Here is a 25,553-nt window from a genome sequence, read left to right as displayed (position 1 = left end):
GATCAGTTGTTTTTGGCGGCGACGGCTTGCGCAAACGCATCAATGATGTGGCGCAGCGGAGCTTGCTTGAGCTTGAGCGAGGCCTGGTTGACGACCAGACGTGAGCTGATGTCAATGATGGACTCAACCTCGACCAAGTCATTGGCCTTGAGGGTGTTGCCGGTGGAAACCAAGTCAACAATGGCGTCGGCCATGCCGGTCAGCGGTGCCAGTTCCATGGAGCCGTAGAGCTTGACCATGTCCACGTGCACACCCTTTTGCGCGAAGAAGTTGCGCGCAATCTCGGTGTATTTGGTGGCAATGCGCAGGCGCGCACCTTGCTTGACGGCATGCTGGTAGTCAAAACCATTGCGCACGGCCACGCTGACGCGGCACTTGGCGATCTGCAGGTCCAGCGGCTGGTACAGGCCCTGGCCGCCATGCTCGATCAGCGAGTCCAGACCAGACACACCCAGATCTGCACCGCCGTACTGCACGTACACGGGCACATCAGACGCACGCACCAGTACCACGCGCACATCAGAACGGTTGGTGTCAAAAATCAGCTTGCGCGACTTTTCCACATCTTCCGTCACCTCGATACCAGCGGCAGCCAGCAAGGGCACGGTTTCTTCAAAGATACGCCCCTTGGAGAGAGCAATAGTGATCGTCATTCTGAAACTCTCTCGATATCAGCGCCCAGTGCACGCAGCTTCTCTTCCATGCGGTCGTAGCCACGGTCCAGGTGATAAATGCGGTCCACCAGCGTTTCACCATCAGCCACCAGACCAGCAATGACCAGACTGGCAGAGGCACGCAGGTCAGTAGCCATCACGATGGCGCCAGACAGGCGCTTGCCACCTTCAATATTGGCCACGCGGCCGTCGGTGGTGATGCGAGCGCCCAGACGCACCATCTCATTGACGTGCATGAAACGGTTTTCAAAGATGGTTTCGGTCACCACGCTGGTGCCTTCAGCCACCAGATTCAGGGCCATGAACTGAGCCTGCATATCGGTGGGGAAACCCGGGTACTCCGTGGTGCGGAAGCTCTGAGCCTTCAGCTTGCCATCAGAGCTCACCTTCAGGCCGCCTTCCACAGACTCCACCTTGACGCCTGCTTCTTGCAGCTTGTCGATGACCGCACCCAGATGGTCGGCACGTGCATGGCGCAGCAGCGCCTCGCCGCCCGTGGCCGCCACGGCGCACAGAAAGGTACCTGCTTCAATACGGTCGGCCACCACGTCGTGCTCGCAGCCGTGCAGCTTGTCCACGCCCTGGATAGTGATGCGGCTGGTGCCCTGACCCGTGATCTGGGCGCCCATCTTGATCAGCATCTCGGCCAGATCACTGATTTCGGGTTCCATGGCAGCGTTTTCCAGCACGGTCTCGCCATCCGCCAGCGCGGCGGCCATCAGGAAGTTCTCGGTACCGGTCACCGTCACCATGTCGGTGGTGATGTGCGCGCCCTTCAGCTTTGTCCAGCCTTCAGGCAGGCTGGCGTGCATGTAGCCGTTTTCCACGGTGATGATGGCACCCATGGCCTGCAAGCCCTTGATGTGCTGATCCACCGGGCGCGAGCCAATCGCGCAGCCACCGGGCAGCGACACCTTGGCCTTGCCAAAGCGGGCCAGCAGCGGGCCCAGGGCCAGCACCGAGGCGCGCATGGTCTTGACCAGCTCGTAAGGCGCTTCGGGCGTCAGGCTGTCGGGGGCGACAAAGCTGATGCCGCCGCGCTCGCCATGGGTCTCGGTCGTCACACCCATGTTGCCCAGCAGCTTGCGCATGGTGGCCACGTCATGCAGACGGGGCACGTTGTGCAGGTGCACGGGCTCGTTGGTGAGCAGTGCTGCGCACATCTCAGGCAGAGCGGCGTTTTTAGCGCCAGAAATCAGCACTTCGCCCTGGAGGGGACGACCACCGTGGATCTTGAGTTTGTCCATGGCTACAAGCCTTGATATGTTTATGTGAGAAAAATGCCTCTAGCGCATATTGGTAAAGCGCTAGCAGCTATCAATTTTGCACTTCGCCTGACCTCAGGCCTGCGCAGCAGCCCATTCAGCGGGCGTAAATGTCTTCATCGATAGCGCATGGACTTCATCCGTCGCAATGCGGTTGCCCAGCGTGCCATAGACCATGCGCTGACGGCCCAGCAGGCGCTGACCTTCAAAGCTGGCCGAAACGATGGTGGCAAACCAGTGCCGGCCATCGCCTTCCAGCGCAATATGCTCGCAGGGCAGGCCGGCGGTGATCAGGTCTTTGAGTTGGTCTGCAGTCATGAGTTAGCCTTTAAGCGCAGGGCTGGCGAGACCGGTCATTGTCTCGCAAGCAGCCATGCGTGAATTCAGAAATCAGTTACGAATCTTGTAGCCAATGCGCAGCAGATGCACGGCCAGCGCGCTCACGGCCAGCCAGGCGCCGCCCACAATGGCAAAGCTCAGCCAGGGCGAGACATCGCTCTGCCCGAAGAAGCCGTAGCGAAAACCGTCAATCATGTAGAAGAACGGGTTGACATGACTGACCGCCTGCCAGAAACCGGGCAGCGAATGCACGGAATAGAACACACCCGACAGAAAGGTCAGCGGCATGATCAGAAAGTTCTGAAACGCAGCCATCTGGTCGAATTTTTCGGCCCAGAGTCCGGCGATGACACCCAGCGTGCCCATCAGCGCGCAGCCCAGGAAGCCGAAGACCAGAATCCACAGCGGCGCGGCAAAGTCCGGCACGGCAAAGAACAGCGTGACCACAAACACGCCAAAGCCCACCAGCAGGCCGCGCAGAATGGCCGCGCCCACATAGGCACTGAACCAGGCCCAGTGCGACAGCGGCGTGAGCAGCACAAACACCAGCGAGCCCATAATCTTGCTCTGCACCAAGCTGGAGGAGCTGTTGGCAAACGCGTTTTGCAACATGCTCATCATCACCAGCCCGGGAATCAGAAACGCGGTGTAGGGAATGCGGTCGTAAACCATGACGCGGCCATCAAGCACATGGCCGAAGACCAGCAGATACAGCACGGCCGTGAGCACGGGGGCGGCTACGGTCTGAAAACTCACCTTCCAGAAGCGCAGCACTTCCTTCTTGAGCAGGGTTTGCCAGCCGTTCATGCCACACCTCCGGCAGTCGCCGCTGTCGTAGAACCTTCATTCATGATGTGGATGAACACATCTTCCAGATCCGCACGGCGAATTTCCACATCTTCAGGTGTCACGCCGCCTTGGCGCAAAGCGGCCAGCAGTTGCTCCACATCGCCCGCATGGGCCGCAGGAATCTGCACGATTCGGCCCGTAACCCGGGCGCGATCGGCTACAGCCTTGGGCAAAGCGCTATCAGTCTTGAATTGAAGAACGTTGCTGGAAGCCGACTTGAGCAGCTCGCTCATGGGCGAGAGCTTGATGATCTCGCCGCGCTTGAGCATGGCCACGCGGCTGCACAGCGCCTCAGCCTCTTCCAGGTAGTGAGTCGTCAACAAGACCGTGTGGCCTTGCTTGTTGAGCTTGGCGATGAAGTGCCACAGCGTCTGGCGCAGCTCCACATCCACACCGGCCGTGGGTTCATCCAGCACGATGATGGGTGGTTTGTGCACCAGCGCCTGAGCGACCAGCACACGGCGCTTCATGCCGCCAGAAAGCTGACGCATATTGCTATGTGCCTTGTCTGTCAGGCCAAGGCTGTCGAGCAGCTCATCAATCCAGTCGTCATTGTTTTTGACGCCGAAATAACCAGACTGAAACTGCAGCGCCTCGCGCACATTGAAGAAGGGGTCGAACACCAGCTCCTGAGGCACGATGCCCAGCTTGCGACGCGCAGCCGAGAAATTGGCCTGCACATCACTGCCCTGCACCAGCACACGCCCGCTAGAGGCACGAGCCAGTCCAGCCAGAATGCTGATCATCGTGGTCTTGCCCGCGCCATTGGGGCCGAGCAGACCGAAGAATTCGCCTTCCTCGATATCCAGGCTCACGGAATTGAGTGCCTGAAAATCCCCTTTAGGGGTTCGGTAGGTCTTGGAGACTGATTGGAATGAGACTGCGGGCATGTAGCCCATGATTCTAGAGCCTGCCTGCCGCTTGTGCCGCAGCGGGGCTTAGCGATCCACAGGGATTCGCCAGCTAAAGCCCAGCCTAACCTTGCTTGGCGGCAACATCTGCGCCAGGCATGAGGGGCGGCAGCAGCAAAGTATCGACCCCATACAGGGTGGCCATGGACTGCAGCCCCTTGGGCAGGCCGCTGACGATCAGCTGCTTGCCCACTTCCTGCGCAGCGCGGCGGCAGGCCAGCAACACGGCCAGAGCCGCAGAGTCAAACACCTTGACGGCGCTGGCATCCACCACCACCTGAGAGTCTGCATGGCCTGTGACCAGAGGTCGCAGACGCTGCAGGCAATCACGCCCCTGACGGTAAGTCAGTTCCTTGGGCAATTGCAGAGAGTTGGTAGCAGACTTGGCCATAAGGACTAAAGCATTGCGCTTATTTAGTGACGTTCGCAGGCATGGAGCTGCGCGACGCCAGAGTCTTGATCAGGCCATCGATGCCGTGGGCATTGATTTCCTGTGCAAACTGGTTGCGGTAGGTTTCCACCAGCCACACACCCAGCACATTGAAGTTATAGAGCTTCCAGCCTTCGGGGTGCTTTTCCAGACGAAAATCCAGCTGCACAGGCTCGCCACGACCATTGACCTGCGTGCGCACCAGTACATCGGTGTCACCAGCGGCCATGCGCAGAGGCTTGACGGTGATGGTCTGGTCACCGACTTGAGACAGAGCACCCGAGTAGGTGCGAATCAGCAGTGCCTTGAATTCATCCTGCAGCTTCTGACGCTGATCAGGCGTGGCTTGACGCCAAGCGGGACCCACAGCAGCCGAAGTCATGCGGCGGAAGTCCACATAGGGCATGACCTTTTCATTGACCAACGCATTGATCTTGCTGGAATCACCATTGCGCAGCGAAGGATCTTTCTTGATGGTCTCCAGCACATCGGCCGAGACGCGCTTGACCAGCAGATCAGGCGTTTCATCTGCAGCCTGAGCTGGCAGACCCAGATTCAGAGCCAGCATGGCACCAGCGGCCATGCCCCATACGCGACGAGTAATTTTCATTGATTCTTCTCCTGGGCCTGCAAGTGTCACCGCACTTGCCCACAGCCCGTGGACATTCTTTGTAAGCAGCTGCAGAGCAGCCTTATTGACCTTCCGGTGGCAGCTTGCCCGCGTTGTCGTCATCATAATTTTCAAGACGACCATCCCCGCCAGACACCGCGCCGCCAATGCGTGAGCGCAGATACACATCGCGTATAAGGCTGTACTTGTCGAGAGCGACAGAGTCCAGCACATCACCGGCCTGGAGCAGTTCGGCACGTCGATTCACGACACGCAGAGCATATAAGCTGTTGCGCCAGCGCACATCGTCCATGGTATTGGCCGGGTAGCCAAAGGCATCGACCACCATACCACTGGCATCACGCACGGTGGATGGCCCCCAGAACGGCAGCATCAGGTATGGGCCAGTAGGCACACCCCAGCGGCCCAGCGTCTGACCAAAGTCCTGTTTCTTGCGCTGAATGCCGGCTTCGCTGGCAACATCGAACAGGCCACCAATGCCAAACACCGTGTTGACGCTGAAGCGCACCATGGAGTTGTAAGCGCCCTCGCCCTGCCCCTGCAGCACGTTGTTGACGAACGACCAGACATCGCCCAGGTTGTCGAAGAAGTTGGTCACGCCATCTCTGGCAACGCGCGGCGTCACGGTCTGGTAGGCCGTGGCGACGGGCTTGAAAACGGCGCTGTCCAGGCCTTCGTTGAAGGAATAGATGCTGCGGTTCATGGACTCCAGCGGGTCGGCTGGATTGGCGGGACCTGTGGCCGTGGTGGTGGCACAGCCGGTCAGCAAAGCCGCTACAGAAACGCTAGCTATCAGCGCAGTTCGCTTGAGGAGTTGCGCTTTGTTTGACACCAATTTCGTTTGTGGGCTTGTTATCGTCATCATTCTTTCGCTCCCCCATTGGTTGCAGAGCCACCGGAGTCACCACCTTGCTCGGCCTTGCCATAAAGGAACTGGCCAATGAGGTTCTCCAGCACCACGGCGGACTGGGTTGCTGTCACGCGATCACCTGCCTTGAGGTTCTCTTCGCTGGCACCCGCCTCAATACCAATGTACTGATCTCCCAGAAGGCCGCTTGTCAGAATTTTCAGCGAGCTGTCTTTGGGGAAGGCATAGCGGTTTTCCATGTTCATGGCCACATCGGCCTGAAAGGTCTGGTCGTTGAAGGTGATGGATTCCACGCGGCCCACGACCACACCGGCACTTTTGACTGCGGCCTTGGCCTTGAGGCCACCGATATTGTCAAAACGCGCGGTCACCGGATAGGTTTTCTCAAAATTCAGGCTGAGCAGATTTGCCGACTGCAAGCCCAGGAAGACCAGAGCCAGAGCGCCAATCAGCACAAACAGGCCAACCCAGATATCACTTTTCTTTTGCTGCATGATTTTTTTACCTTTGATCTGGCTGTGCAGCCTCAAATACTGAACATGGTTGCGGTGAGCAGGAAGTCCAGGCCCAGCACGGCAAGCGAAGCGACGACCACCGTTCTTGTGGTCGCTCGCGAAACCCCTTCGGGCGTGGGACTGGCGGCATAGCCCTCCAGCAGCGCCACAAAGGTCACTGCCACACCGAAGACAAAGCTCTTGAGCACGCCGTTACCCAGGTCGGTCCACCAGTCAACGCCCTGCTGCATCTGGCCCCAGAAAGCACCGCTGTCAACACCAATCATCACCACACCCACCAGCCAGCCCCCCAGTACGCCGACCGCGCTGAACACTGCTGCCAGCAAAGGCATGGTGATCAGGCCAGCCCAGAAGCGGGGAGCCAGAATGCGTTTGACAGGGTCAACCGCCATCATTTCCATAGCAGACAGCTGTTCACCCGCCTTCATCAGACCGATTTCAGCCGTCAAAGCCGTGCCGGCACGACCGGCGAACAGCAAGGCTGTAACGACGGGGCCAAGCTCGCGCAGCAGACTCAGTGCAACCATCATGCCCAGCGCCTCGGCCGAGCCGTAGCGCTGCAGGATGTAATAGCCCTGCAGACCCAGTACAAAGCCAACGAACAGGCCAGAAACACCAATGATGGCCAGCGAGTAATTGCCCAAAAAGTGAATCTGGTCCCCGATCAGGCGCGGGCGCTTGAGGGCCGGGCCCAGCAAGGTCAGCAGACGCCAGAACAGACGCGCGCCTATGCCCATATTGATCAGCTGGCCGCGTACAGCCGCGCCAATGCGTGCGATAAAGTTCATGCACGCCTCCCGCTGCCAAAGTCTTCATCGGCGCTGACGCCAGGATAGTGAAACGGCACAGGCCCGACAGGCCTGGCGTTGATGAATTGCTGCACCAGCGGATCGGTGCTGGCGCGCACCTCATCGGGTGAGCCCTGAGCGGCGACACCGCCAGCACCCAGAATCACCACATGGTCGGCCACGCGGAAGGTTTCTTCCAGATCGTGAGAGACCAGAATCGAGGTCAAACCCATGGCGTCGTTGAGCTGACGAATCAGCTGCGCCGAGGTACCCAGAGAAATCGGATCCAGCCCGGCAAACGGCTCGTCATACATGATGAGCTCAGGGTCCAGCGCAATCGCTCGGGCCAGCGCCACGCGGCGTGCCATGCCGCCGGAAACCTGCGAAGGCATCAAATCGCGCGCACCGCGCAGGCCCACCGCGTGCAGCTTCATCAAAACGATGTCACGAATCAACTCTTCGGGTAGGTCGGTGTGCTCGCGCAGCGGGAAGGCTACGTTGTCAAACACGCTCATATCGGTAAACAACGCACCAAACTGGAACAGCATGCCCATGCGGCGACGGGCGGCGTAGAGCTGAGCGGAATCCATGGTGGTCACATCCTGACCATCAAACAGCACCTGCCCTTGCTGGGCATGGTTTTGACCACCAATCAGGCGTAGCACCGTGGTTTTGCCGCCGCCCGAGGCCCCCATCAGCGCCGTGACTTTGCCACGCGGCACTTGCAGGGAGAGATCGCGCAGAATGACACGGTCACCATAGCCAAAGGTGACATTGCGCAATTCCACAAAGGGTGCGTTAGATGACATGCTTGAGGAGCAACTGAGAGAAGGCAATCGAGTATTGTGCCGGTAAGCACGGCAAAAAGCCCGGTTACCCCGAAGTAAACATTCATCAACGAATGTTTATTCGGACACCTGTATGCCTGACAGAGCCCTTACTCCTATTTCAGGAGCTACCAGCGCTTGTTGCAAAAGCGTTAGCTGCCAATTTTGCCATATGAAATTACACAGGCAGCTGTAACGTTTTTACAACATATTGTGCAAAAATGCCTTGGTTCGCTCGTGCTTGGGAGCTGCGAAGAACGCTTCCGAAGGACCTTGTTCGACGATGTGACCGCCGTCCATGAAAATCACGCGGTTGGCCACTTCGCGGGCAAAACCCATTTCGTGGGTCACCACCAGCATGGTCATGTGCTCTTCGGCCAGCTCGCGCATGGTGCGCAGCACTTCACCGGTCAGCTCGGGGTCGAGTGCCGATGTGGGCTCGTCGAACAGCAAAATATCAGGCTCCATGGCCAGCGCACGGGCAATGGCCACGCGCTGCTTTTGACCGCCGGAGAGGTGATTCGGGTAGGCATCGCGCTTGGCAGCCAGGCCCACCTTGGCCAGCAGGGCTTCGGCCTTGGGGATGATTTCCTCGCGCGTCAGGCCTTTGACGATGACGGGTGCCTCAATGATGTTCTCCAGCACCGTGAGGTGGGGGAACAGATTGAAGGACTGGAACACCATGCCCATCTTGCGGCCGATCTTGCGGATCTCGGCATCGCTCACATACTGAGCCTTGGCCTCGCCTTCGGATTGGGCCAGCACTTCACCTTCGATGGTGATGGTGCCGCGGTCAATGGATTCCAGATGGTTCAGGCAGCGCAAAAACGTGCTCTTGCCCGAGCCCGAAGGGCCGATCACTGCCACCACTTCGCCGCGCAGCAAATCCACCGAGACGCCACGCAGCACTTCGTTGCTGCCAAAGGCCTTGTGAATGCCTTGCGCAGAAATCATTACGTCAGAGGTAGACGTCATTACAAACTCTCCATAGCGCCCGGCGCAGAAAACTGGCAAGGCTCTACCGGCAAGACGCCGGTCAAGAGCCGCCTTGCGGCGCAGCCGCACAGGGGATCACGCTTCATACTTGGCATACTTCTTCTCAAGGTGCTGGAAGCCCCAGGTCAGCACCAGCGTCATGATGAGATAGAAAGCCGCAGCCACGATGAACGGGGTGAAGCTGAAGTCACGCTGCACCACGCCGCGCGCCACGCGCAGCAAATCGTTCAGCGCCAGCACATAGATCAGCGATGTGTCTTTGACTAGGGTAATGGTCTCGTTGCTGACGGGCGGCAAAATGCGGGCCCACATCTGGGGCAGCACGATGCGGCGCATGGTCTGCGCATAAGTCATGCCCAGTACCTTGGCGCCTTCATACTGGCCGCGATCCACGGACTTGATGCCAGCGCGGAAGATTTCAGCAAAGTAGGCGGCGTAGTTCAGTGCAAACGCGACCACGGCAGCAGGAAAGTCGGGCAGGCGCACGCCAATCACGGGCACAAAGGGCAGCGCGAAATAGACGAACAGCAACTGCAGCATCAGCGGCGTGCCGCGCATCAGCCAGATATAGGCGCCCACAGCGCTGCTCAATGGCTTGATGCTGGAGATGCGCATCAGCGCCAGTGCCAGCCCCATGGGGATGGACAGCATCAGCGTGATGAAAAACAGCTTGAGAGTAACAAGGGCACCAGCCGACATGGGCCCCAAGAGCGAGATTACATATTCCATCAATTGGCCTTCAGTGTGGCACCGCAGCTATCAAAAGCCCGCCACAGGCACAGGGCGTGCGCCGGAGGGAGTGTTTACCACTATCTTCCTGCACCGCATTGTCGTCGCAAAAAAAACCGGCAATGCCAGGCATTGCCGGTGCAGTACGCTAAAAAGGATTAGTGCTTGATAACGTCAGCGCCAAACCACTTCTGAGCGATTTCAGCGGCCTTGCCGTCCTTCTTCATTTCGGTCAGCACGTCGTTGACCTTGTTGCGAGTGGCTTCGTCGTCCTTGCGGAAGCCCACGCCATAGTCTTCGGTACCGAAGTCTTCGGTCAGAACCGTGTAGTTGTCAGGCTTCTTGTTGACGTAGTAACGACCCACAACTTCGTCCACCACCACCACGTCCAGACGGCCTGTTTCCAGATCCATCATGGCGGCAATGTTGTCACCGAACAGCTTGGTTTGCTTGAACTTGTCGGACAGTTCCTTGTCCTTGGTCATGGCGGTCACAGCGCTGGAGCCTTCCTGGGCGCCAACGATCTTGCCAACCATGTCAGCCTTGCCCTTGATGGGCGAGCCGGCCTTCACGATGATGATCTGCTTGTTCACCATGTAGGGGTCGGAGAACAGAATCTTTTCCTTGCGCTCTTCCAGAATGGTCAGGCCATTCCACAGAGCGTCAACGCGCTTGCCCAGCAGCTCGGCTTCCTTGGCGTTCCAGTCGATTGGCTTGAATTCCACTTCGATGTTGGCGCGCTTGGCCACTTCACGGGCCATGTCGATGTCAAAACCGACCAACTCGTTCTTCTCGTCACGGAAACCCATGGGAGGGAAGTTGTCGTCCAGACCCACCACCAGCTTGGTAGCAGCAGCCACAGGAGCCGGTGCAGGAGCTGCAGCAGTGCTGGATGCGGGTTCGTTCTTGCCGCAAGCAGCCAAAATGGCAGTCAGGGCCACGGTGGCCAGCAGGGTACGTTTTTTCATGGCGTCGAAAAGAGTGAAGTGAAAAAAACCGAAGAGCATTGACGGCACTCGCCTACCCCAACATCGCTGAAGCCAGACCGGGCTGCCGCCAGCGCCGAATCCGCTATTGTCGCGCAGACCGGCCACGGCGTCACCCGCGCGCAGCAAAACCATGCGCCGGCTTTCAAAAAATCACTGCCATGCCGTCCATACAAAGTCCCAACACCAGCCAGCTCCCCGCCGCCCTGCAGCAGGCCTACCGCGCAGCGCTCTACCGGGTGGATGCCGAGGGCGCTGTCTCTCAAACGCTACGCGTGGGTGAGCGTAGCAACTGGCTGCATCAGCAGCTGAGCCAGCGATCAACGCCCGCCGCCTGCTACCTCACGGCCTGCAACCCTTGGGGAGCCGTCTTAAGCGATGCGGCCAATGCAGAGCGCATGACTGCCCTGCGCCAAGCCTTAGATTCAAACGGCTGGCAATACCTGAACGGCTGCGGCCAGGACGCTGCAAACCAGTGGCGCGAAGACAGCCTGTTGATCTGGGGCATGGACGCCGCCACCGCCCTGCTCTGGGGCCAGCAATGGGAACAGAACGCTGTTTTGTGGAGCGCAGCAGATGCTGTGCCGCAGCTGCTATGGCTTCGCTGACCTTATTTTGATAGCTGCTTGCGCCTTCTATTGCTCAAAATATTCAGCAAACCCTGCTGAAGTGCCCTCAATACAAGCGGTAGCCGCTATGAAAAAAGGCATTCCTAAGAATGCCTTTTTCTGAATGTGCCTGATTAACGGGGCAGCTCGCTCGCACCCATCAGGAACTCATCGACCGAGCGTGCCGCCTGACGGCCTTCACGAATGGCCCAGACCACCAGCGACTGACCCCGGCGGATGTCGCCCGCCGCAAACACCTTGCTCACATTGGTGGCATAGCCGCCGATGAAGTCCGTACTCGCCTTGACATTGCCGCGTGCGTCCTTATGAACGCCAAAGGCTTCGAGCACGGGCGAGACAGGGTGGACAAAACCCATGGCCAGCAGCACCAAGTCAGCGGGCCAGACCTTTTCAGTGCCGGGCACTTCGGTCAGCTTTCCGTCCTTGAACTCGACCTGCACGGTGGTCAGGCTCTTGACCTTGCCCTTGTCGCCCGTGAACTCCTTGGTGGAGATGGCGAACTCACGCACCACGCCTTCGTCGTGACTAGAGCTGGTACGCAGCTTGATTGGCCAATAAGGCCAGACCATGGGCTTGTTCTCCTGCTCAGGCGGCATGGGCATGACTTCAAACTGAGTCACGCTCTTGGCACCGTGGCGGTTGCTGGTGCCCACGCAATCAGAGCCGGTGTCGCCACCGCCGATGACGATGACATGCTTGCCTTCGGCACGGATCTGGCCCTTGAGCTTGTCGCCACCGTTGATCTTGTTTTGCTGAGGCAGGAACTCCATCGCGTAGTGCACGCCATCCAGCTCACGGCCAGGCACGGGCAGGTCACGCGACTGCTCGGAGCCACCAGTCAGCAGCACGGCATCAAACTCGGCCTTGAGTTGCTCGGGGCTGATGGTTTCCTTGGCCCAGTTGGTGACCTTGGAATCCTTGCCCAGACCATCCTTGCCTGCAATCAGCACGCTGGTGCGAATCTTCAGGCCTTCGGCTTCCATCTGCTCCACACGGCGGTCGATCAGGCCCTTATCCAGCTTGAAGTCGGGGATGCCGTAGCGCAGCAGGCCGCCCACACGGTCGTTCTTTTCAAACAGCGTCACATCGTGGCCCGCGCGCACCAGTTGCTGGGCAGCGGCCATGCCGGCGGGGCCAGCACCGACCACGGCAACCTTCTTGCCGGTTTGGTGCTTGGGCAGCAGAGGCTTGACCCAGCCTTCGTTCCAAGCACGGTCGATGATGGAGTGCTCGATGGACTTGATACCAATGGCATCGCCATTGATGTTAGCCACGCAAGCCGCTTCGCAAGGTGCGGGGCAGATGCGGCCGGTGAACTCGGGGAAATTGTTGGTGCTGTGCAGCGTGGCGATGGCGTTCTTCCAGTCGTCGCGATACACCAGGTCGTTGAAGTCCGGAATGATGTTGTTGACCGGGCAGCCGTTGTTGCAGAAAGGCGTGCCGCAATCCATGCAGCGCGCGGCCTGAACCTTGGCCTGGTCAGTCGTCAAACCGATGACGAATTCTTTGTAGTGCTTGAGGCGTTCCGCAACGGGGGCATAGCCCTCTTCGATGCGCTCGTATTCCATAAAGCCGGTGGTCTTGCCCATGATCTGTATTCCTTGAAATCTGTGTTCGCTTGCAGTGCGGTGGCAGCTGGCCGCCACCGCTTCAGGCCTTGTTACTTGGCTGCCACTGCTTCTTTTTGAGGAGCTGTCAACGCTTTCGCTGCTTGCGATTGCGCCTTTTCAGCCTTCTGTTTGCGTTCAAAGATCTCGCCCAGAGCACGCTGGTACTCGGTCGGGAACACCTTGACGAACTTGGCACGCGCTGCGGCCCAGTTGTCCAGCAGGTCACGGGCACGCTTGGAGCCCGTCCAGCGGCTGTGTGCTTCCACCATATTGCGCAGCTGCTGATCGTCGCTCTGACCACGGTGCCAGATAGCGGGGTCAATACGCGAGACAAACTCGTCGTGCGGCAACACTTTTTCCAGCTTCACCGAAGCAGTGTTGCAGCGCTCGGCAAACTTGCCGTCTTCGTCGTACACATAAGCCACACCGCCGCTCATACCGGCCGCAAAATTGCGACCTGTCTTACCCAGCACCACGGCCGTGCCGCCGGTCATGTATTCGCAGCCGTGGTCACCCACGCCTTCGACCACTGCAGTCGCACCCGACAGACGCACGGCAAAGCGCTCGCCAGCCACACCGGAGAAGAAGGCTTCACCGCTGGTTGCACCAAACATCACGGTGTTGCCCACGATGGTGTTGGTGGTTGTCGAACCACGGAACTCATGGCTGGGATGCACCACCACGCGACCGCCGGACAGACCCTTGCCGGTGTAGTCATTGGCTTCGCCAGTCAGGTTCAACGTGATGCCGTTGCACAGGAAGGCACCGAAGGACTGACCGCCCGTACCTTCAAAGTGGATCCGGATGGTGTCGTCTGGCAGACCTTCGGCGTGCTGCTTGGTCACCGCACCGGAGAGCATGGCCCCCACGGAACGGTTGACGTTGCGCGCCACTTCCATGATGCGCACCTTCTCGCGGTTTGCGATGGCGGGCTTGCAGCGCTCGATGAGCTTGACGTCTAGTGCCTTGTCCAGCAGGTGGTCTTGCGACTCCACATGGTAGCGAGCCACATCGGCAGGCACTTCGGGCTGGTAGAACAGGCGGCTGAAGTCCAGACCCTGCGCCTTCCAGTGTGCGATGCCCTTGCGGGTGTCGAGCAGGTCGGAGCGGCCGATCAGGTCGTCGAACTTGGCGATACCCAGCTGGGCCATGATCTGGCGCACTTCTTCAGCGATGAAGAAGAAGTAGTTCACCACATGCTCAGGCTTGCCAGTGAACTTGGCGCGCAGCACGGGGTCTTGCGTCGCCACGCCCACGGGGCATGTGTTCAGGTGGCACTTGCGCATCATGATGCAGCCCTCGACCACCAGAGGTGCGGTGGCGAAGCCGAATTCATCCGCACCCAGCAGAGCGCCAATGATCACGTCGCGGCCAGTCTTCATCTGGCCATCGGCCTGCACGCGCACACGGCCACGCAGACGGTTCAGCACCAGTGTTTGCTGGGTTTCAGCCAGACCAATTTCCCAAGGGCCGCCCGCATGCTTGATGGAGGACCAAGGAGAAGCGCCAGTGCCGCCGTCATGGCCGGCGATCACCAGGTGATCACTCTTGCACTTGGTCACGCCAGCTGCAATCGTGCCCACACCGACTTCAGACACCAGCTTGGTGCTGATGCTGGCGTGCGGTGCCACGTTCTTCAGATCGTGAATCAGCTGCGCCAAGTCTTCGATCGAGTAGATGTCGTGATGCGGAGGAGGCGAAATCAGGCCGACACCGGGGACGGAGTGACGCAGTGCACCGATGTATTCGGACACCTTGCCGCCGGGCAGCTGGCCGCCCTCACCGGGCTTGGCACCTTGCGCCATCTTGATCTGGATCTGATCGGAAGAAGCCAGGTACTCGGCGGTCACGCCAAAACGACCCGAAGCCACCTGCTTGATCTTGGAGCGCAGGCTGTCGCCAGCTTGCAGCTCGATATCCGACTCGACCTTGTCGGCTCCGATGATGGAGCCCAGCGTCTCACCCTTGTTGATGGGGATGCCCTTCAACTCGTTGCGATAGCGCTTGGGATCTTCGCCGCCTTCGCCGGTGTTGCTCTTGCCGCCAATGCGGTTCATGGCCACGGCCAGCGTAGCGTGGGCTTCGGTGGAGATGGAGCCCAGGGACATGGCACCGGTGGCAAAGCGCTTGACGATTTCCTTGACCGACTCAACCTGATCTACAGGAATGGCCTTGGCGGGGTCAAACTTGAACTCAAACAGGCCGCGCAGCGTCATATGGCGCTTGCTCTGATCGTTGATCAGCTGGGCGTATTCCTTGTAGGTGTTGAAGTTGTTGGAGCGAGTGGAGTGCTGCAGCTTGGCAATCACGTCCGGCGTCCACATATGTTCTTCACCACGGGCACGCCAGGCGTATTCGCCACCGGCGTCCAGCATGGATTCCAGCACGGGGTCGTCGCTGAAAGCGGCTTCGTGGTTGCGAATGGTTTCTTCGGCGATCTCAAAGACGCCAATACCTTCCACGCGGCTGGCCGTGCCGGTGAAGTATTTGTCCACGGTTTCAGTGTTCAGGCCCACGGCCTCAAACAGCTGGGCACCGCAGTAAGACATATAGGTAGACACGCCCATCTTGGACATGATCTTGGACAGGCCCTTGCCAATGGCCTTCACGTAGTGATAGATGGCCTTCTCAGCCGTGATGGGCGCAGCTTCGCGGCTGAAAATGTCGACCAGCGTTTCCAGCGCCAGATAGGGGTGTACGGCTTCTGCGCCGTAACCAGCCAGCACGGCGAAGTGATGCACTTCACGGGCGGTACCGGTTTCTACCACCAGACCAGCGGTAGTACGCAGACCTTCCTTCACCAGATGCTGGTGAATGGCGGACAGCGCCAGCAGCGCAGGGATGGCCACTTGCGTAGCGCTCATGCCGCGGTCGCTGATGATCAGGATGTTGGCACCGCCCTTGATCTCGTCCACCGCGTGGGCGCACAGCGATGCCAGCTTGGCTTCCACGCCTTCCTTACCCCAGCTCAGGGGGTAAGTGATGTCGATGGTCGAGCTCTTGAACTTGCCGTTGGTGTGCTTTTCAATGTCGCGCAGACGGGCCATGCCTTCGAAGTCGAGGACAGGCTGCTGCAGCTCCAGGCGCATGGGCGGGTTGACCTGGTTGATATCCAGCAGGTTGGGCTTGGGGCCCACGAACGACACCAGCGACATCACGATTGCTTCGCGAATCGGGTCGATAGGCGGGTTCGTCACCTGGGCGAACATCTGGCGGAAGTAGTTATACAGCGGCTTGTTTTTGTCAGACAGCACGGCCAGCGGGCTGTCGTTGCCCATGGAGCCAATGCCTTCTTCGCCCAGCTGGGCCATGGGGGTGAGCAGGAACTTGATGTCTTCCTGTGTGAAGCCAAAAGCTTGCTGGCGGTCCAGCAGCGACAGGTCGGCCTTGGCCACGGGGGCCTTGAAGTCGGCGGGGATTTCCACCTCGTCGAGCTTGATGCGCAGGTTTTCAATCCATTGCTTGTAGGGCTTGGTGTTGACAACGTTGGCTTTGAGCTCATCGTCTTCAATCATGCGGCCTTGTTCCAGGTCGATCAGCAGCATCTTGCCGGGCTGCAGGCGCCACTTGCGCACGATCTTGCTATCGGGCACAGGCAGAACACCGGCTTCAGAAGCCAGGATGACCATGTCGTCATCGGTAATGCAGTAGCGCGAGGGACGCAGGCCATTGCGGTCCAGCGTGGCGCCGATCTGGCGGCCATCGGTGAACACGATGGAGGCGGGGCCATCCCATGGCTCAATCATCGCGGCGTGGTATTCATAGAAAGCGCGGCGGCGCTCATCCATGGCTTCGTGCTGTTCCCATGGCTCGGGAATCATCATCATCACGGCCTGGCTGATGGGATAGCCAGCCATGGTCAGCAGCTCCAGGCAGTTGTCAAAAGTGGCCGTGTCAGACTGGCCGGCAAAGCTGATGGGGTACAGCTTTTGCAGGTCGTCACCCAGCACAGGGGAAGCCATCACGCCTTCGCGCGCCAGCATCCAGTTGTAGTTGCCGCGCACGGTGTTGATTTCACCGTTGTGCGCCACATAACGGTAGGGGTGAGCCAGAGGCCACTCGGGGAAGGTGTTGGTGGAAAAGCGCTGGTGCACCAGACCAATGGCGGAGACGCAACGCTCATCCGACAGGTCCTTGTAGTACACGCCCACCTGATCAGCCAGCAGCAAGCCCTTGTAAACCACGGTGCGGCTGCTCATGCTGGGAACGTAGTATTCCTTGCTGTGCTTGAGGCCCAGGTTCTGGATAGCGGCAGAGGCGGTCTTGCGAATCACGTACAGCTTGCGCTCCAGCGCGTCCTGCACGATCACATCGGTGCCGCGGCCAATAAAAATCTGGCGCAGGATGGGTTCTTTTTCCTGCACGGTGGGCGACATGGGCATGTCGCGGTTCACCGGCACATCGCGCCAGCCCAGCAGCACCTGGTTTTCAGCCTTGATGGCGCGCTCCATCTCCTGCTCGCAGGCCAGACGGGAAGCGTGCTCCTTGGGCAGGAAGATCATGCCCACGCCGTATTCACCAGCCGGGGGCAATGTCACGCCCTGCTTGGCCATCTCTTCTCGATAGAGCTGGTCAGGAATCTGAATCAGGATACCTGCGCCATCACCCATCAACGGATCGGCACCGACGGCACCGCGGTGATCGATATTTTCCAGAATCTTGAGCGCGCCCAACACGATGTCATGACGCTTCTGGCCCTTGATATGTGCCACAAAACCCAGACCACAAGCGTCATGCTCGTTGGACTTGGAATACAGACCGTGGTCTTGGAGATGCTTGATCTCGGCAGCCGTCGTCATGGGGGAATCCTCTTATATCAATCGCGGGGAATGCAAGATTACGACAGAGCATAGAGTTATGCAATAAATTTTAATCAGGGTCAGATACCAATTAATTTCAGACTATTTTTATTTGTATTTAATTGGGGACATATTTAAATCAAATGCAGCAATTCAATAAAAACAAAGAGATAGAAATTGAGCCTTAGCTCTCGTGCACCAAAGCTGTGCGGGCGGGTGGCCTGCCGGCCTTCTGTCGCATAACCCGGCGCTCGGTTTTTTGTTGCAAATTTTCAATAAATTCAGGCTCGCCCAGAGCCCATCCACGCAAGGCAGCGTGGCTGATCTGCTCCTGGGTGTCTTGATCAAGTCCGGCTTCCACCGCTTTGACATAAGCAGCATCGCGCGCAAACGGCGTGTTCCCCAGAGCCCAGAAAAGCGCGTGCGGGCTGATGAGAGCATCTTGCTGAATGCCAGCGTTATGCGCATAGCTGGACCAGGGCCAGTCCAGAGCCCGAGGCACCAGCCCCGCGCGCACGGGGTTCAAATCCATGGACACCATCGTGGGCAGCAGCCATTGCTCAGCCTGCAGCAACGTGCCCCGGTAGCGCCCCTCCCACAAGGTGCCGGTTCGCCCATGGCGGTTATTGAAGTAGCGCACATAGCTGCGTCCCAGCGCCTGCATGAACTGGGGAACGCCCTGCTCTGTCTTGGGCGTCAGCAGCAGGTGAAAGTGATTGGGCATGAGTACATAGGCATGCACATCGACATCAAAGCGCCGCGCCATCTCGCGCATCAGGTCCAGCATGGCAAGGCGATCCTGCGCATCCACAAAAATCTCGCCGCTGTTATTGCCGCGCTGAATGATGTGGTGCGGCATGTTTGCCAGCGTGAGACGGGGAAGACGGGCCATGGTGATGAGCTGTAGTACCCAGCAATTATCTGGCGCAGAGCGTCAATCCGCACGCGGCAATCATTACAAGCCCCGAAATCATCACTGTCACAGAGGCGCAGCCAAAGCCGCCATCACTTGCCTAGACTGATGCGGACAAACTACACCAGTCAAATCAGAGTATTGGAGACATGGGATGAGCCAGCCACACGCTTTTATCTGCGATGCCATTCGCACCCCTATTGGCCGCTATGGGGGTGCACTGTCATCCATACGTACGGATGACTTGGCCGCCATTCCCATCAAGGCATTGATGGAGCGCAATCCGGGTGTGGACTGGAGGGCCGTAACCGACGTGATCTATGGCTGCGCCAATCAGGCCGGCGAAGACAACCGCAATGTGGCCCATATGGCATCGCTACTGGCAGGCCTGCCCGTGGATGTGCCCAGCGCCACGATCAATCGACTCTGCGGATCAGGGCTAGACGCCGTAGGTACAGCGGCACGCGCTATCAAATCAGGAGAAGCAAGGTTGATGATTGCAGGCGGCGTGGAAAGCATGAGCCGCGCGCCATTCGTCATGCCCAAGGCTGATTCCGCCTTCAGCCGCAATAACGCGGTTTATGACACCACCATTGGCTGGCGCTTCATCAACAAACAAATGAAAGCCCTGCATGGTGTGGACTCCATGCCCGAAACGGCCGAAAACGTCGCTGACGATTTCGAGATTGAACGCGAGGCGCAAGATCGCATGGCCCATGCCAGCCAGCAAAAAGCGGCGGCAGCCATTGCAGCAGGCTATCTGGCACAAGAAATCGTGCCCGTACACATCGCCCAGAAGAAGGGTGATGCCGTTGTCGTGAGTCAGGACGAGCACCCTCGCGCAACAACGCTTGAGGCGCTGAGCAAACTCAAAGGCGTGGTTCGCCCTGATGGATCGGTCACCGCAGGCAATGCCTCAGGCGTCAACGATGGCAGTTGCGCCCTGCTGCTCGCCAATGAAGAGGCCGCCTTGCAATATGGACTGACGCCCAAGGCCCGCATCGTGGGCATGGCTGTTGCCGGCATCGCCCCTCGCATCATGGGAATGGGCCCCGCCCCTGCCGCGCGCAAGGTGCTGGAGATGACGGGCCTGAGTCTGGAGCAGATGGACATCATCGAACTCAACGAAGCATTTGCTGCCCAAGGGCTGGCAGTGCTGCGCGATCTGGGGCTTAAGGATGACGATTGCCGCGTCAATCAGTGGGGTGGTGCGATTGCGCTGGGTCACCCTCTGGGTGCATCAGGCGCCAGACTGGTCACCACCGCTACCAATCAGTTGCACATACTGGACGGTCGCTATGCGCTATGCACCATGTGCATAGGCGTGGGGCAGGGGATCGCGCTGATTATCGAGAAGGTATAGCGGAGGGGATAGCGCTCTTAATTAAAGAGCTATTACCCCGTGTAGCGCTTGGCCCTGAGGTTGTTTTTCATCTGCTCCAGCGCTGGCTGCAGCGCTGGACCAATGCGCAAGGCTACGCAGGTGGCCAGCACGTCAATGATGAGCAAGTGCAGCAGACGCGACACCATGGGGCTGTAGCGGTCATAGCCCTCGGGGTGGTCTGCAGCCAGATGGATCTGACAGGCCGATGCCAGCGGGGAGCCACTGGCGGTAATGGCAATCGTGGTAGCGCCGTTTTTGCGCGCAATATCAGCGGCATCCATCAAATCGCGCGTACGACCAGAGTTGGAAATAATCACCACGCAATCACCCGGCCCCAGCAAAGTCGCACTCATCACCTGCATATGGCCGTCGCTGGTGGCAAGACTGGTAACACCCAGGCGAAAAAACTTGTGCTGTGCATCCAGCGCCACAATGCCTGAATTACCCGCGCCATAAAATTCAATGCGTTTACCGGTCTGCCAGGTCGCCGCAATAGCCTGCGCGGCCTGCTCTATGGCCGCGGTGCTGGATGCATTGCGATATTGCAAAAAGGCTGCGACGGCGTTATCCACCACTTTGACCATGACGTCGCTGGTTTTATCGTCACTATCCACACTGCGGTGAATAAACGGCACACCTTCGCTGACGCTGCCGGCCAGTTTGAGTTTGAAATCTGCCAGTCCGTCATACCCCATGCTGCGGCAAAAACGTACCACCGTGGGCTTGCTGACATGGGAGCGCAAAGCCAGCTCACGCACCGGCAGATGCGCAAACGCTCTGGGATCAGCCAATACCAAGCGTGCAACACGCTGCTCTGCAGGCGCCAGAGACGGAAGGGAGGCGGTAATGCGATCAAGCATATTGGCAGCAGATAAGGCAAAAACCGTTAGTAAACACTAGAACGACAAAGCATAAGACCGAAGCGACTCATCACCCAGCAAATGGCTGCAAAACTTGGATATTTCCGCAAATAAATGCAGAAAGTCATTCTTGTTTCTACAGGGTTTGCCTTGAGTCTGAGAATCCCGTATGAGTGGCCCATGTCATTTTCCACACAGGTTTCACGCTCTACACTTGCTGATTCGTTTACAAAACATCAAAGGATGGTCATGAATCAGTTGGAGGCGCTCAAGCAGTTCACAACCGTGGTCGCGGACACCGGTGATTTTCATCAGCTGGCGCAGTTTCAGCCGCGTGATGCAACCACTAATCCATCCTTGATTCTCAAAGCCGTTCAAAAGCCCGAATACGCGCCGCTGATGCGCGCCACGGTTGCGCAATTCAAGGACAGAACGCTGGATGAGATCATGGATCGCATCCTGGTCCGCTTCGGTTGCGAGATTCTGAACACGATCCCCGGCCGCGTCTCCACAGAAGTCGATGCCCGCCTGTCCTTCGATACTGTCGCCACAGTCACCCGTGCTGAACGGCTCATCGAGCTTTATCAGGCCGCCGGCATTCATACCGATCGCGTACTCATCAAGATTGCCGCCACCTGGGAAGGCATTGAAGCCGCACGCATTCTGGAGCAGCGCGGCATTCACACCAATCTGACGCTGCTGTTCTCCTTCTGCCAGGCCATTGCCTGCGGCCAAGCCAAGGTCCAGCTGATTTCACCGTTCGTGGGCCGCATCTACGACTGGTTCAAAAAACAGGCTGGAGCCCAATGGGACGAAGCAGCAATGGCAGGCGCCAACGACCCCGGCGTCAGCTCAGTGCGCCAGATTTACAACTACTACAAACACTTCGACATTGCGACCGAAGTCATGGGTGCAAGCTTTCGTAACACCGGGCAAATTCTGGCTTTGGCCGGATGCGACCTGCTTACCATTGCACCTGAACTGCTGGCGCAACTGTCAGCGCAAGACGGCTCCACCCTGGCTCGCGCCATGGATGTCAACTCGGCCAAGACTCAAGAGCTGAAACGATTGCTGCTGGATGAGGCATCTTTCCGTTTCGCTCTGAATGAAGATGCGATGGCCACCGAGAAACTGGCCGAAGGCATTCGCGCCTTTACCGCTGACACCCTGAAGCTAGAAGCATTGATGCAACAAGCTGCTGCATGATTTACTGGAATTTCTTTTGACACCTCTCTGTCACGAATTGCCTGCATGGCAGGCTTTGCAAACGCATTACGAGTCACAAATTCAGAATATGGATCTGTGTCAAACATTTGCACAGGACCCACAACGTCTGGCATCGCTGAGCTTTCAGGCACCCCATGTATTCGCAGATCTATCCAAAAACCTGCTGAATACAGACACGCAAGACCTGTTGCTGCAACTGGCGAAAGAAAGCCAGCTTGTGGCCAAGCGCGATGCCATGCTGGCAGGCGATGCCATCAACTCGACCGAACAGCGCAGCGTCATGCACTGGCTGCTGCGAACGCCTGCTAACCGGGGTGAAATCGCGAATGCGCCAACGGTGCAAGCTTGGCCCGCTGAAATGCACGCCGCTTTGCATGAGGTGCATCGCACTCTGGATCAAATGCTCGCTCTGGCCGATCAGGTCAGAGACGACAGGCAGATTACCGACATCGTCAATATCGGTATCGGCGGCTCTCACCTGGGTCCTGAGGTCGTGGTCAATGCGCTAGAGGACTGGATAGACACGGGTAAAAACTTTCACTTTGTCTCCAACGTCGATGGTCATGAGCTTGGGCATGTGCTGCGCCGGGTCAAGCCGGAAAGTACGCTGTTTCTCATCGCCTCCAAATCATTCACGACCGCCGAGACCATGCTCAATGCGCGCTCGGCCCGCCAATGGTTTCTGGAGCACGGCGGCAGCATCGATCCGCAAGCGCCCTGCTCGATTAACAAGCACTTTGTCGCACTGACCACCAACAAGCAAGCTGCCGCTGAATTCGGCATTCAGCGCACTCTGGGGTTCTGGGACTGGGTGGGTGGCCGTTTCTCACTATGGTCAGCCATTGGTCTGCCCATTGCCATTGCCATTGGTTCAATGCAATTTCGCGCCATGCTTGGCGGTGCGCATGCGATGGACGCTCACTTTTTTACAGCGCCATTAGAGAGCAACCTTCCCGTTCGCCTGGGTCTTCTGGATGTCTGGTATCGAGATTTTTGCCAGTTCTCCAGCCGCTGTATCGCCCCTTACAGCCATGGCTTGCGCCGCTTGGCCGCATATCTTCAGCAACTGGAGATGGAAAGCAATGGCAAGAGCGTGACCAAGGATGGCGTGCCACTTTCAGCACCTACCGCCCCCGTGATATGGGGTGAGCCTGGCACCAATGGCCAGCACGCATTCTTTCAAATGCTGCACCAAGGGCAGGATGTGATTCCCGTCGAGTTCATTGCCCTGCGCGATGGAGGCAAGTATCTCGGCGAACACCATCAAAGTCTGGTGATCAATGCCATCGCACAAGCTCAGGCATTGATGGTTGGACGCGCAGGAGATGGGCTGGAAAAGGATTGCCCTGGTAATCGCCCCAGCAGCTTTTTGCTACTGGAGAGGCTGGACCCAGCATCGCTAGGCGCACTGATCGCCCTGTATGAGCACCGGATTTTTGTTTCCGGCGCCATCTGGAATATCAACAGCTTCGACCAGTGGGGGGTGGAACTTGGCAAGCAGCTTGCCAAACAACTGCAGACCCGCCAAAGCAGCAATGACTGGAATGGCGTCGATTCTTCAACACAAGCGTTGATGAAACGATTGATGCAGCACTCTCAATAAAAGCAGCAGGCTGCCAGCAGCCTGCTGCTTTTACGCTGCCAACTCTTCCTGCGGCAAATGCGGGTAGCGCACCCCCTCCAAGCTGACCAAGCCAAACTCGGCCAGCAACTGGCGCAGACGCTGTGCAGAGTTACGCTTTTTCTGCCCTGTGTAACGCGCCACGATCAGCTCGTTTTTCATGCTGTGCTCCCAGCCCACCAGCTCCGTCACGGTCACCTGATAGCCACAGGCTTCGAGGTACAGGCAGCGCAGCACATTGGTGATCTGGCTCCCCATCTCGCGCGTGTGAATGGGGTGACGCCATAGTTCTGCCAGCGGAGTGCGTGAAAGACTCATGACCTTGGTCTGGCGCAGGCAGGCGGCTACTTCAGCTTGACAGCAGGGCACCAGCACCATGGCCTTGGCCTTTTTCTCCAGCCCAAAGGCAATAGCGTCATCGGTGGCCGTATCACAGGCATGCAAAGCCGTGACCACGTCAAACTGCGAGGGCATAAAGTCCACATGCGTGGATTCAGCCACCGACATATTGAGAAACTCCATGCGATCAAAAGCCAGATCGGCAGCCAGCTTCTGCGAAGCTTCAACCAGCGGCGCACGCGTCTCAATACCGTAAATCTTGCCTTGACCCAAGGCCTTGAAATACAGGTCGTAAAGGATAAAGCCCAGATAGGACTTGCCTGCACCATGGTCAGCCAAAGTCACCGCATGGCCATCCTTGGACAATTCATTCAGCAACGGCTCGATGAACTGATAGAGGTGATAGACCTGCTTGAGTTTGCGACGCGAATCCTGATTGAGCTTTCCCTCACGGGTCAGAATATGCAGCGCTTTGAGCAGATCAATACTCTGACCGGGCTTGAGCCCTAATTGAGCGGCAATATCTTGAACGCCAGTGCCCGCAGGCTTCTGAGTCGCCTGCTTTTTATCCGTTTTAGCCATTACTTCTCTGCCTTTGCTGAGCCATGGCCTGTGACTGGGCAACGCGCGCCCACATCCAGATCCAGCCAGCCTTCAATACCGATTTTCTCCAGCGTTTCCATATTGCGCTCGTAAATCGATTCAGCCTCGGGGAACACTTCTACGGCTTTGTCGATGCTGTCTTCGCGCAGCAGGTGCAGGATGGGATAAGGCCCCCGGTTGGTGCAGTTGGTCACGTCATCAACGTCCGTGCCTTCAAACTGAAACTGAGGGTGGAACGAGGCCACCTGGAGAATGCCACCCAGATCCAGCTCCTCGACCATGGCATCCGCCACTTCGAGGAAATCGTTGAAATCCAGAAAATCCTGCAGCGCATGGGGCAGGATCAGCAAGGTTGTGTCGCGCTTTTCTGCATTGGCTTCGGCCAGCGCTTCCAGTTCGCGATGCAGGTCTTCGGCAACCGCTTCGGCATCCATTGCCTCACTGACCACGTAATGAATCTGTCCCTTGACATGGACACCCTTGGCAAAGGGACAGAGATTGAGGCCAATCACAGCCTTTTCCAGCCAGCGCACAGTGTCTTCAATGACGAGATCCGGCGGAAAGCCCTGCTCGGCGATGGTTGAGGTTTCGGTCATGACAAGGCCCTCCAAAATGCAAACGGGGGCAATCGCCCCCAAAGATTGCGCACTGGGCGGGAAAAATTCCGGCTCTAGATACACAGCGCCCATATTTTAGCGAGCCCTCTTTAACGCTGCATGACAGGGCCAGCAAACCCGGCAACCTTCAAGCTACCGCGACT

24 protein-coding genes are annotated in these 25,553 nt (G+C 58.2%); 4 read left to right on the top strand and 20 right to left on the bottom strand.

Features of this window, described 5'->3' with window-relative positions:
* Positions 1 to 2 precede the first annotated feature (2 nt).
* From hisG to RSF91_RS04095, 14 genes are all read right to left on the bottom strand, one after another.
* On the bottom strand, positions 3 to 653 hold the full coding sequence (gene hisG / locus RSF91_RS04160; protein ID WP_332567225.1) for an ATP phosphoribosyltransferase: 651 nt from the start codon (positions 651 to 653) through the stop codon (positions 3 to 5).
* Positions 650 to 1,921, bottom strand: coding sequence for a UDP-N-acetylglucosamine 1-carboxyvinyltransferase (gene murA / locus RSF91_RS04155; protein ID WP_332567224.1), 1,272 nt, complete (start codon positions 1,919 to 1,921; stop codon positions 650 to 652). The genes hisG and murA overlap by 4 nt, the downstream gene beginning before the upstream one ends.
* Positions 1,922 to 2,014: 93 nt before the next feature.
* Positions 2,015 to 2,257, bottom strand: a complete 243-nt coding sequence (locus tag RSF91_RS04150; protein ID WP_332567223.1) for a BolA family protein — start codon at positions 2,255 to 2,257, stop codon at positions 2,015 to 2,017.
* Between the two features lie 72 nt (positions 2,258 to 2,329).
* Positions 2,330 to 3,085, bottom strand: coding sequence for an ABC transporter permease (locus RSF91_RS04145; RefSeq protein ID WP_099738703.1), 756 nt, complete (start codon positions 3,083 to 3,085; stop codon positions 2,330 to 2,332).
* On the bottom strand, positions 3,082 to 4,017 hold the full coding sequence (locus tag RSF91_RS04140) for an ABC transporter ATP-binding protein (protein WP_332567222.1): 936 nt from the start codon (positions 4,015 to 4,017) through the stop codon (positions 3,082 to 3,084). Before RSF91_RS04140 ends, RSF91_RS04145 begins: the two co-directional genes overlap by 4 nt.
* Before the next feature lie 85 nt (positions 4,018 to 4,102).
* Complete coding sequence (locus RSF91_RS04135) at positions 4,103 to 4,429, bottom strand: STAS domain-containing protein (protein ID WP_332567221.1); 327 nt, start codon at positions 4,427 to 4,429, stop codon at positions 4,103 to 4,105.
* A gap of 19 nt (positions 4,430 to 4,448) precedes the next feature.
* On the bottom strand, positions 4,449 to 5,078 hold the full coding sequence (locus RSF91_RS04130; RefSeq protein ID WP_332567220.1) for an MlaC/ttg2D family ABC transporter substrate-binding protein: 630 nt from the start codon (positions 5,076 to 5,078) through the stop codon (positions 4,449 to 4,451).
* An 82-nt stretch (positions 5,079 to 5,160) separates the two neighbouring features.
* Entirely contained in the window at positions 5,161 to 5,964 is an 804-nt protein-coding gene (locus tag RSF91_RS04125) for an MlaA family lipoprotein (protein WP_332567219.1), read from the bottom strand.
* Positions 5,961 to 6,461, bottom strand: a complete 501-nt coding sequence (gene mlaD, locus RSF91_RS04120) for an outer membrane lipid asymmetry maintenance protein MlaD (RefSeq protein WP_099738710.1) — start codon at positions 6,459 to 6,461, stop codon at positions 5,961 to 5,963. The genes RSF91_RS04125 and mlaD overlap by 4 nt, the downstream gene beginning before the upstream one ends.
* A gap of 32 nt (positions 6,462 to 6,493) precedes the next feature.
* Positions 6,494 to 7,270 carry a lipid asymmetry maintenance ABC transporter permease subunit MlaE gene (mlaE, locus tag RSF91_RS04115; protein WP_099738712.1) on the bottom strand — a complete coding sequence of 259 codons (777 nt, stop codon included), beginning with the start codon at positions 7,268 to 7,270 and terminating at the stop codon, positions 6,494 to 6,496.
* Positions 7,267 to 8,079, bottom strand: a complete 813-nt coding sequence (locus RSF91_RS04110; protein WP_332567218.1) for an ABC transporter ATP-binding protein — start codon at positions 8,077 to 8,079, stop codon at positions 7,267 to 7,269. Before RSF91_RS04110 ends, mlaE begins: the two co-directional genes overlap by 4 nt.
* Before the next feature lie 219 nt (positions 8,080 to 8,298).
* A complete protein-coding gene (locus tag RSF91_RS04105) occupies positions 8,299 to 9,051 on the bottom strand; it encodes an amino acid ABC transporter ATP-binding protein (RefSeq protein ID WP_332567261.1) in 753 nt (250 codons plus the stop codon).
* 117 nt (positions 9,052 to 9,168) lie between these two features.
* A complete protein-coding gene (locus tag RSF91_RS04100; RefSeq protein ID WP_198461935.1) occupies positions 9,169 to 9,822 on the bottom strand; it encodes an amino acid ABC transporter permease in 654 nt (217 codons plus the stop codon).
* A gap of 158 nt (positions 9,823 to 9,980) precedes the next feature.
* Complete coding sequence (locus tag RSF91_RS04095; protein WP_332567217.1) at positions 9,981 to 10,790, bottom strand: amino acid ABC transporter substrate-binding protein; 810 nt, start codon at positions 10,788 to 10,790, stop codon at positions 9,981 to 9,983.
* Positions 10,791 to 10,969: 179 nt separating this feature from the next.
* On the opposite strand from RSF91_RS04095, the gene RSF91_RS04090 reads away from it, so the two are divergent.
* Positions 10,970 to 11,416 (top strand): DUF3293 domain-containing protein, encoded by a 447-nt coding sequence (locus RSF91_RS04090; RefSeq protein ID WP_332567216.1) that lies wholly within the window; start codon positions 10,970 to 10,972, stop codon positions 11,414 to 11,416.
* Between the two features lie 134 nt (positions 11,417 to 11,550).
* On the opposite strand, the gene RSF91_RS04085 is transcribed toward RSF91_RS04090, so the two are convergent.
* From RSF91_RS04085 to RSF91_RS04075, 3 genes are all read right to left on the bottom strand, one after another.
* On the bottom strand, positions 11,551 to 13,026 hold the full coding sequence (locus RSF91_RS04085; protein ID WP_332567215.1) for a glutamate synthase subunit beta: 1,476 nt from the start codon (positions 13,024 to 13,026) through the stop codon (positions 11,551 to 11,553).
* 71 nt (positions 13,027 to 13,097) lie between these two features.
* Positions 13,098 to 17,846, bottom strand: a complete 4,749-nt coding sequence (locus RSF91_RS04080) for a glutamate synthase-related protein (protein WP_332567214.1) — start codon at positions 17,844 to 17,846, stop codon at positions 13,098 to 13,100.
* Between the two features lie 184 nt (positions 17,847 to 18,030).
* The gene (locus RSF91_RS04075; protein ID WP_332567213.1) at positions 18,031 to 18,738 is read right to left on the bottom strand and encodes a transposase; all 708 of its coding nucleotides are present in this window, start codon (positions 18,736 to 18,738) and stop codon (positions 18,031 to 18,033) included.
* Positions 18,739 to 18,913: 175 nt separating this feature from the next.
* On the opposite strand from RSF91_RS04075, the gene pcaF reads away from it, so the two are divergent.
* Positions 18,914 to 20,122 carry a 3-oxoadipyl-CoA thiolase gene (gene pcaF, locus RSF91_RS04070; protein WP_332567212.1) on the top strand — a complete coding sequence of 403 codons (1,209 nt, stop codon included), beginning with the start codon at positions 18,914 to 18,916 and terminating at the stop codon, positions 20,120 to 20,122.
* Positions 20,123 to 20,154: 32 nt separating this feature from the next.
* Here the strand turns inward: pcaF and RSF91_RS04065 are convergent, their stop codons facing one another.
* Entirely contained in the window at positions 20,155 to 21,003 is an 849-nt protein-coding gene (locus tag RSF91_RS04065) for an SIS domain-containing protein (protein ID WP_332567211.1), read from the bottom strand.
* Between the two features lie 249 nt (positions 21,004 to 21,252).
* Between RSF91_RS04065 and tal the strand changes: the two genes are divergently transcribed.
* Positions 21,253 to 22,209, top strand: a complete 957-nt coding sequence (gene tal / locus RSF91_RS04060; protein ID WP_332567210.1) for a transaldolase — start codon at positions 21,253 to 21,255, stop codon at positions 22,207 to 22,209.
* Between the two features lie 16 nt (positions 22,210 to 22,225).
* Positions 22,226 to 23,833, top strand: a complete 1,608-nt coding sequence (gene pgi / locus RSF91_RS04055) for a glucose-6-phosphate isomerase (protein ID WP_332567209.1) — start codon at positions 22,226 to 22,228, stop codon at positions 23,831 to 23,833.
* Between the two features lie 30 nt (positions 23,834 to 23,863).
* On the opposite strand, the gene RSF91_RS04050 is transcribed toward pgi, so the two are convergent.
* Both RSF91_RS04050 and RSF91_RS04045 read right to left on the bottom strand, forming a co-directional pair.
* On the bottom strand, positions 23,864 to 24,772 hold the full coding sequence (locus RSF91_RS04050) for a class I SAM-dependent methyltransferase (RefSeq protein WP_332567208.1): 909 nt from the start codon (positions 24,770 to 24,772) through the stop codon (positions 23,864 to 23,866).
* Positions 24,772 to 25,389 carry a DUF1415 domain-containing protein gene (locus RSF91_RS04045; RefSeq protein ID WP_198461911.1) on the bottom strand — a complete coding sequence of 206 codons (618 nt, stop codon included), beginning with the start codon at positions 25,387 to 25,389 and terminating at the stop codon, positions 24,772 to 24,774. Before RSF91_RS04045 ends, RSF91_RS04050 begins: the two co-directional genes overlap by 1 nt.
* Between the last annotated feature and the right edge of the window lie 164 nt (positions 25,390 to 25,553).

This window comes from Comamonas sp. (assembly GCF_036643215.1).
In the GTDB taxonomy this organism is placed as follows: domain Bacteria; phylum Pseudomonadota; class Gammaproteobacteria; order Burkholderiales; family Burkholderiaceae_C; genus Comamonas.
Note: the sequence above shows the minus strand (reverse complement) of the source record. Positions and strands in the feature narration are given on the sequence as shown.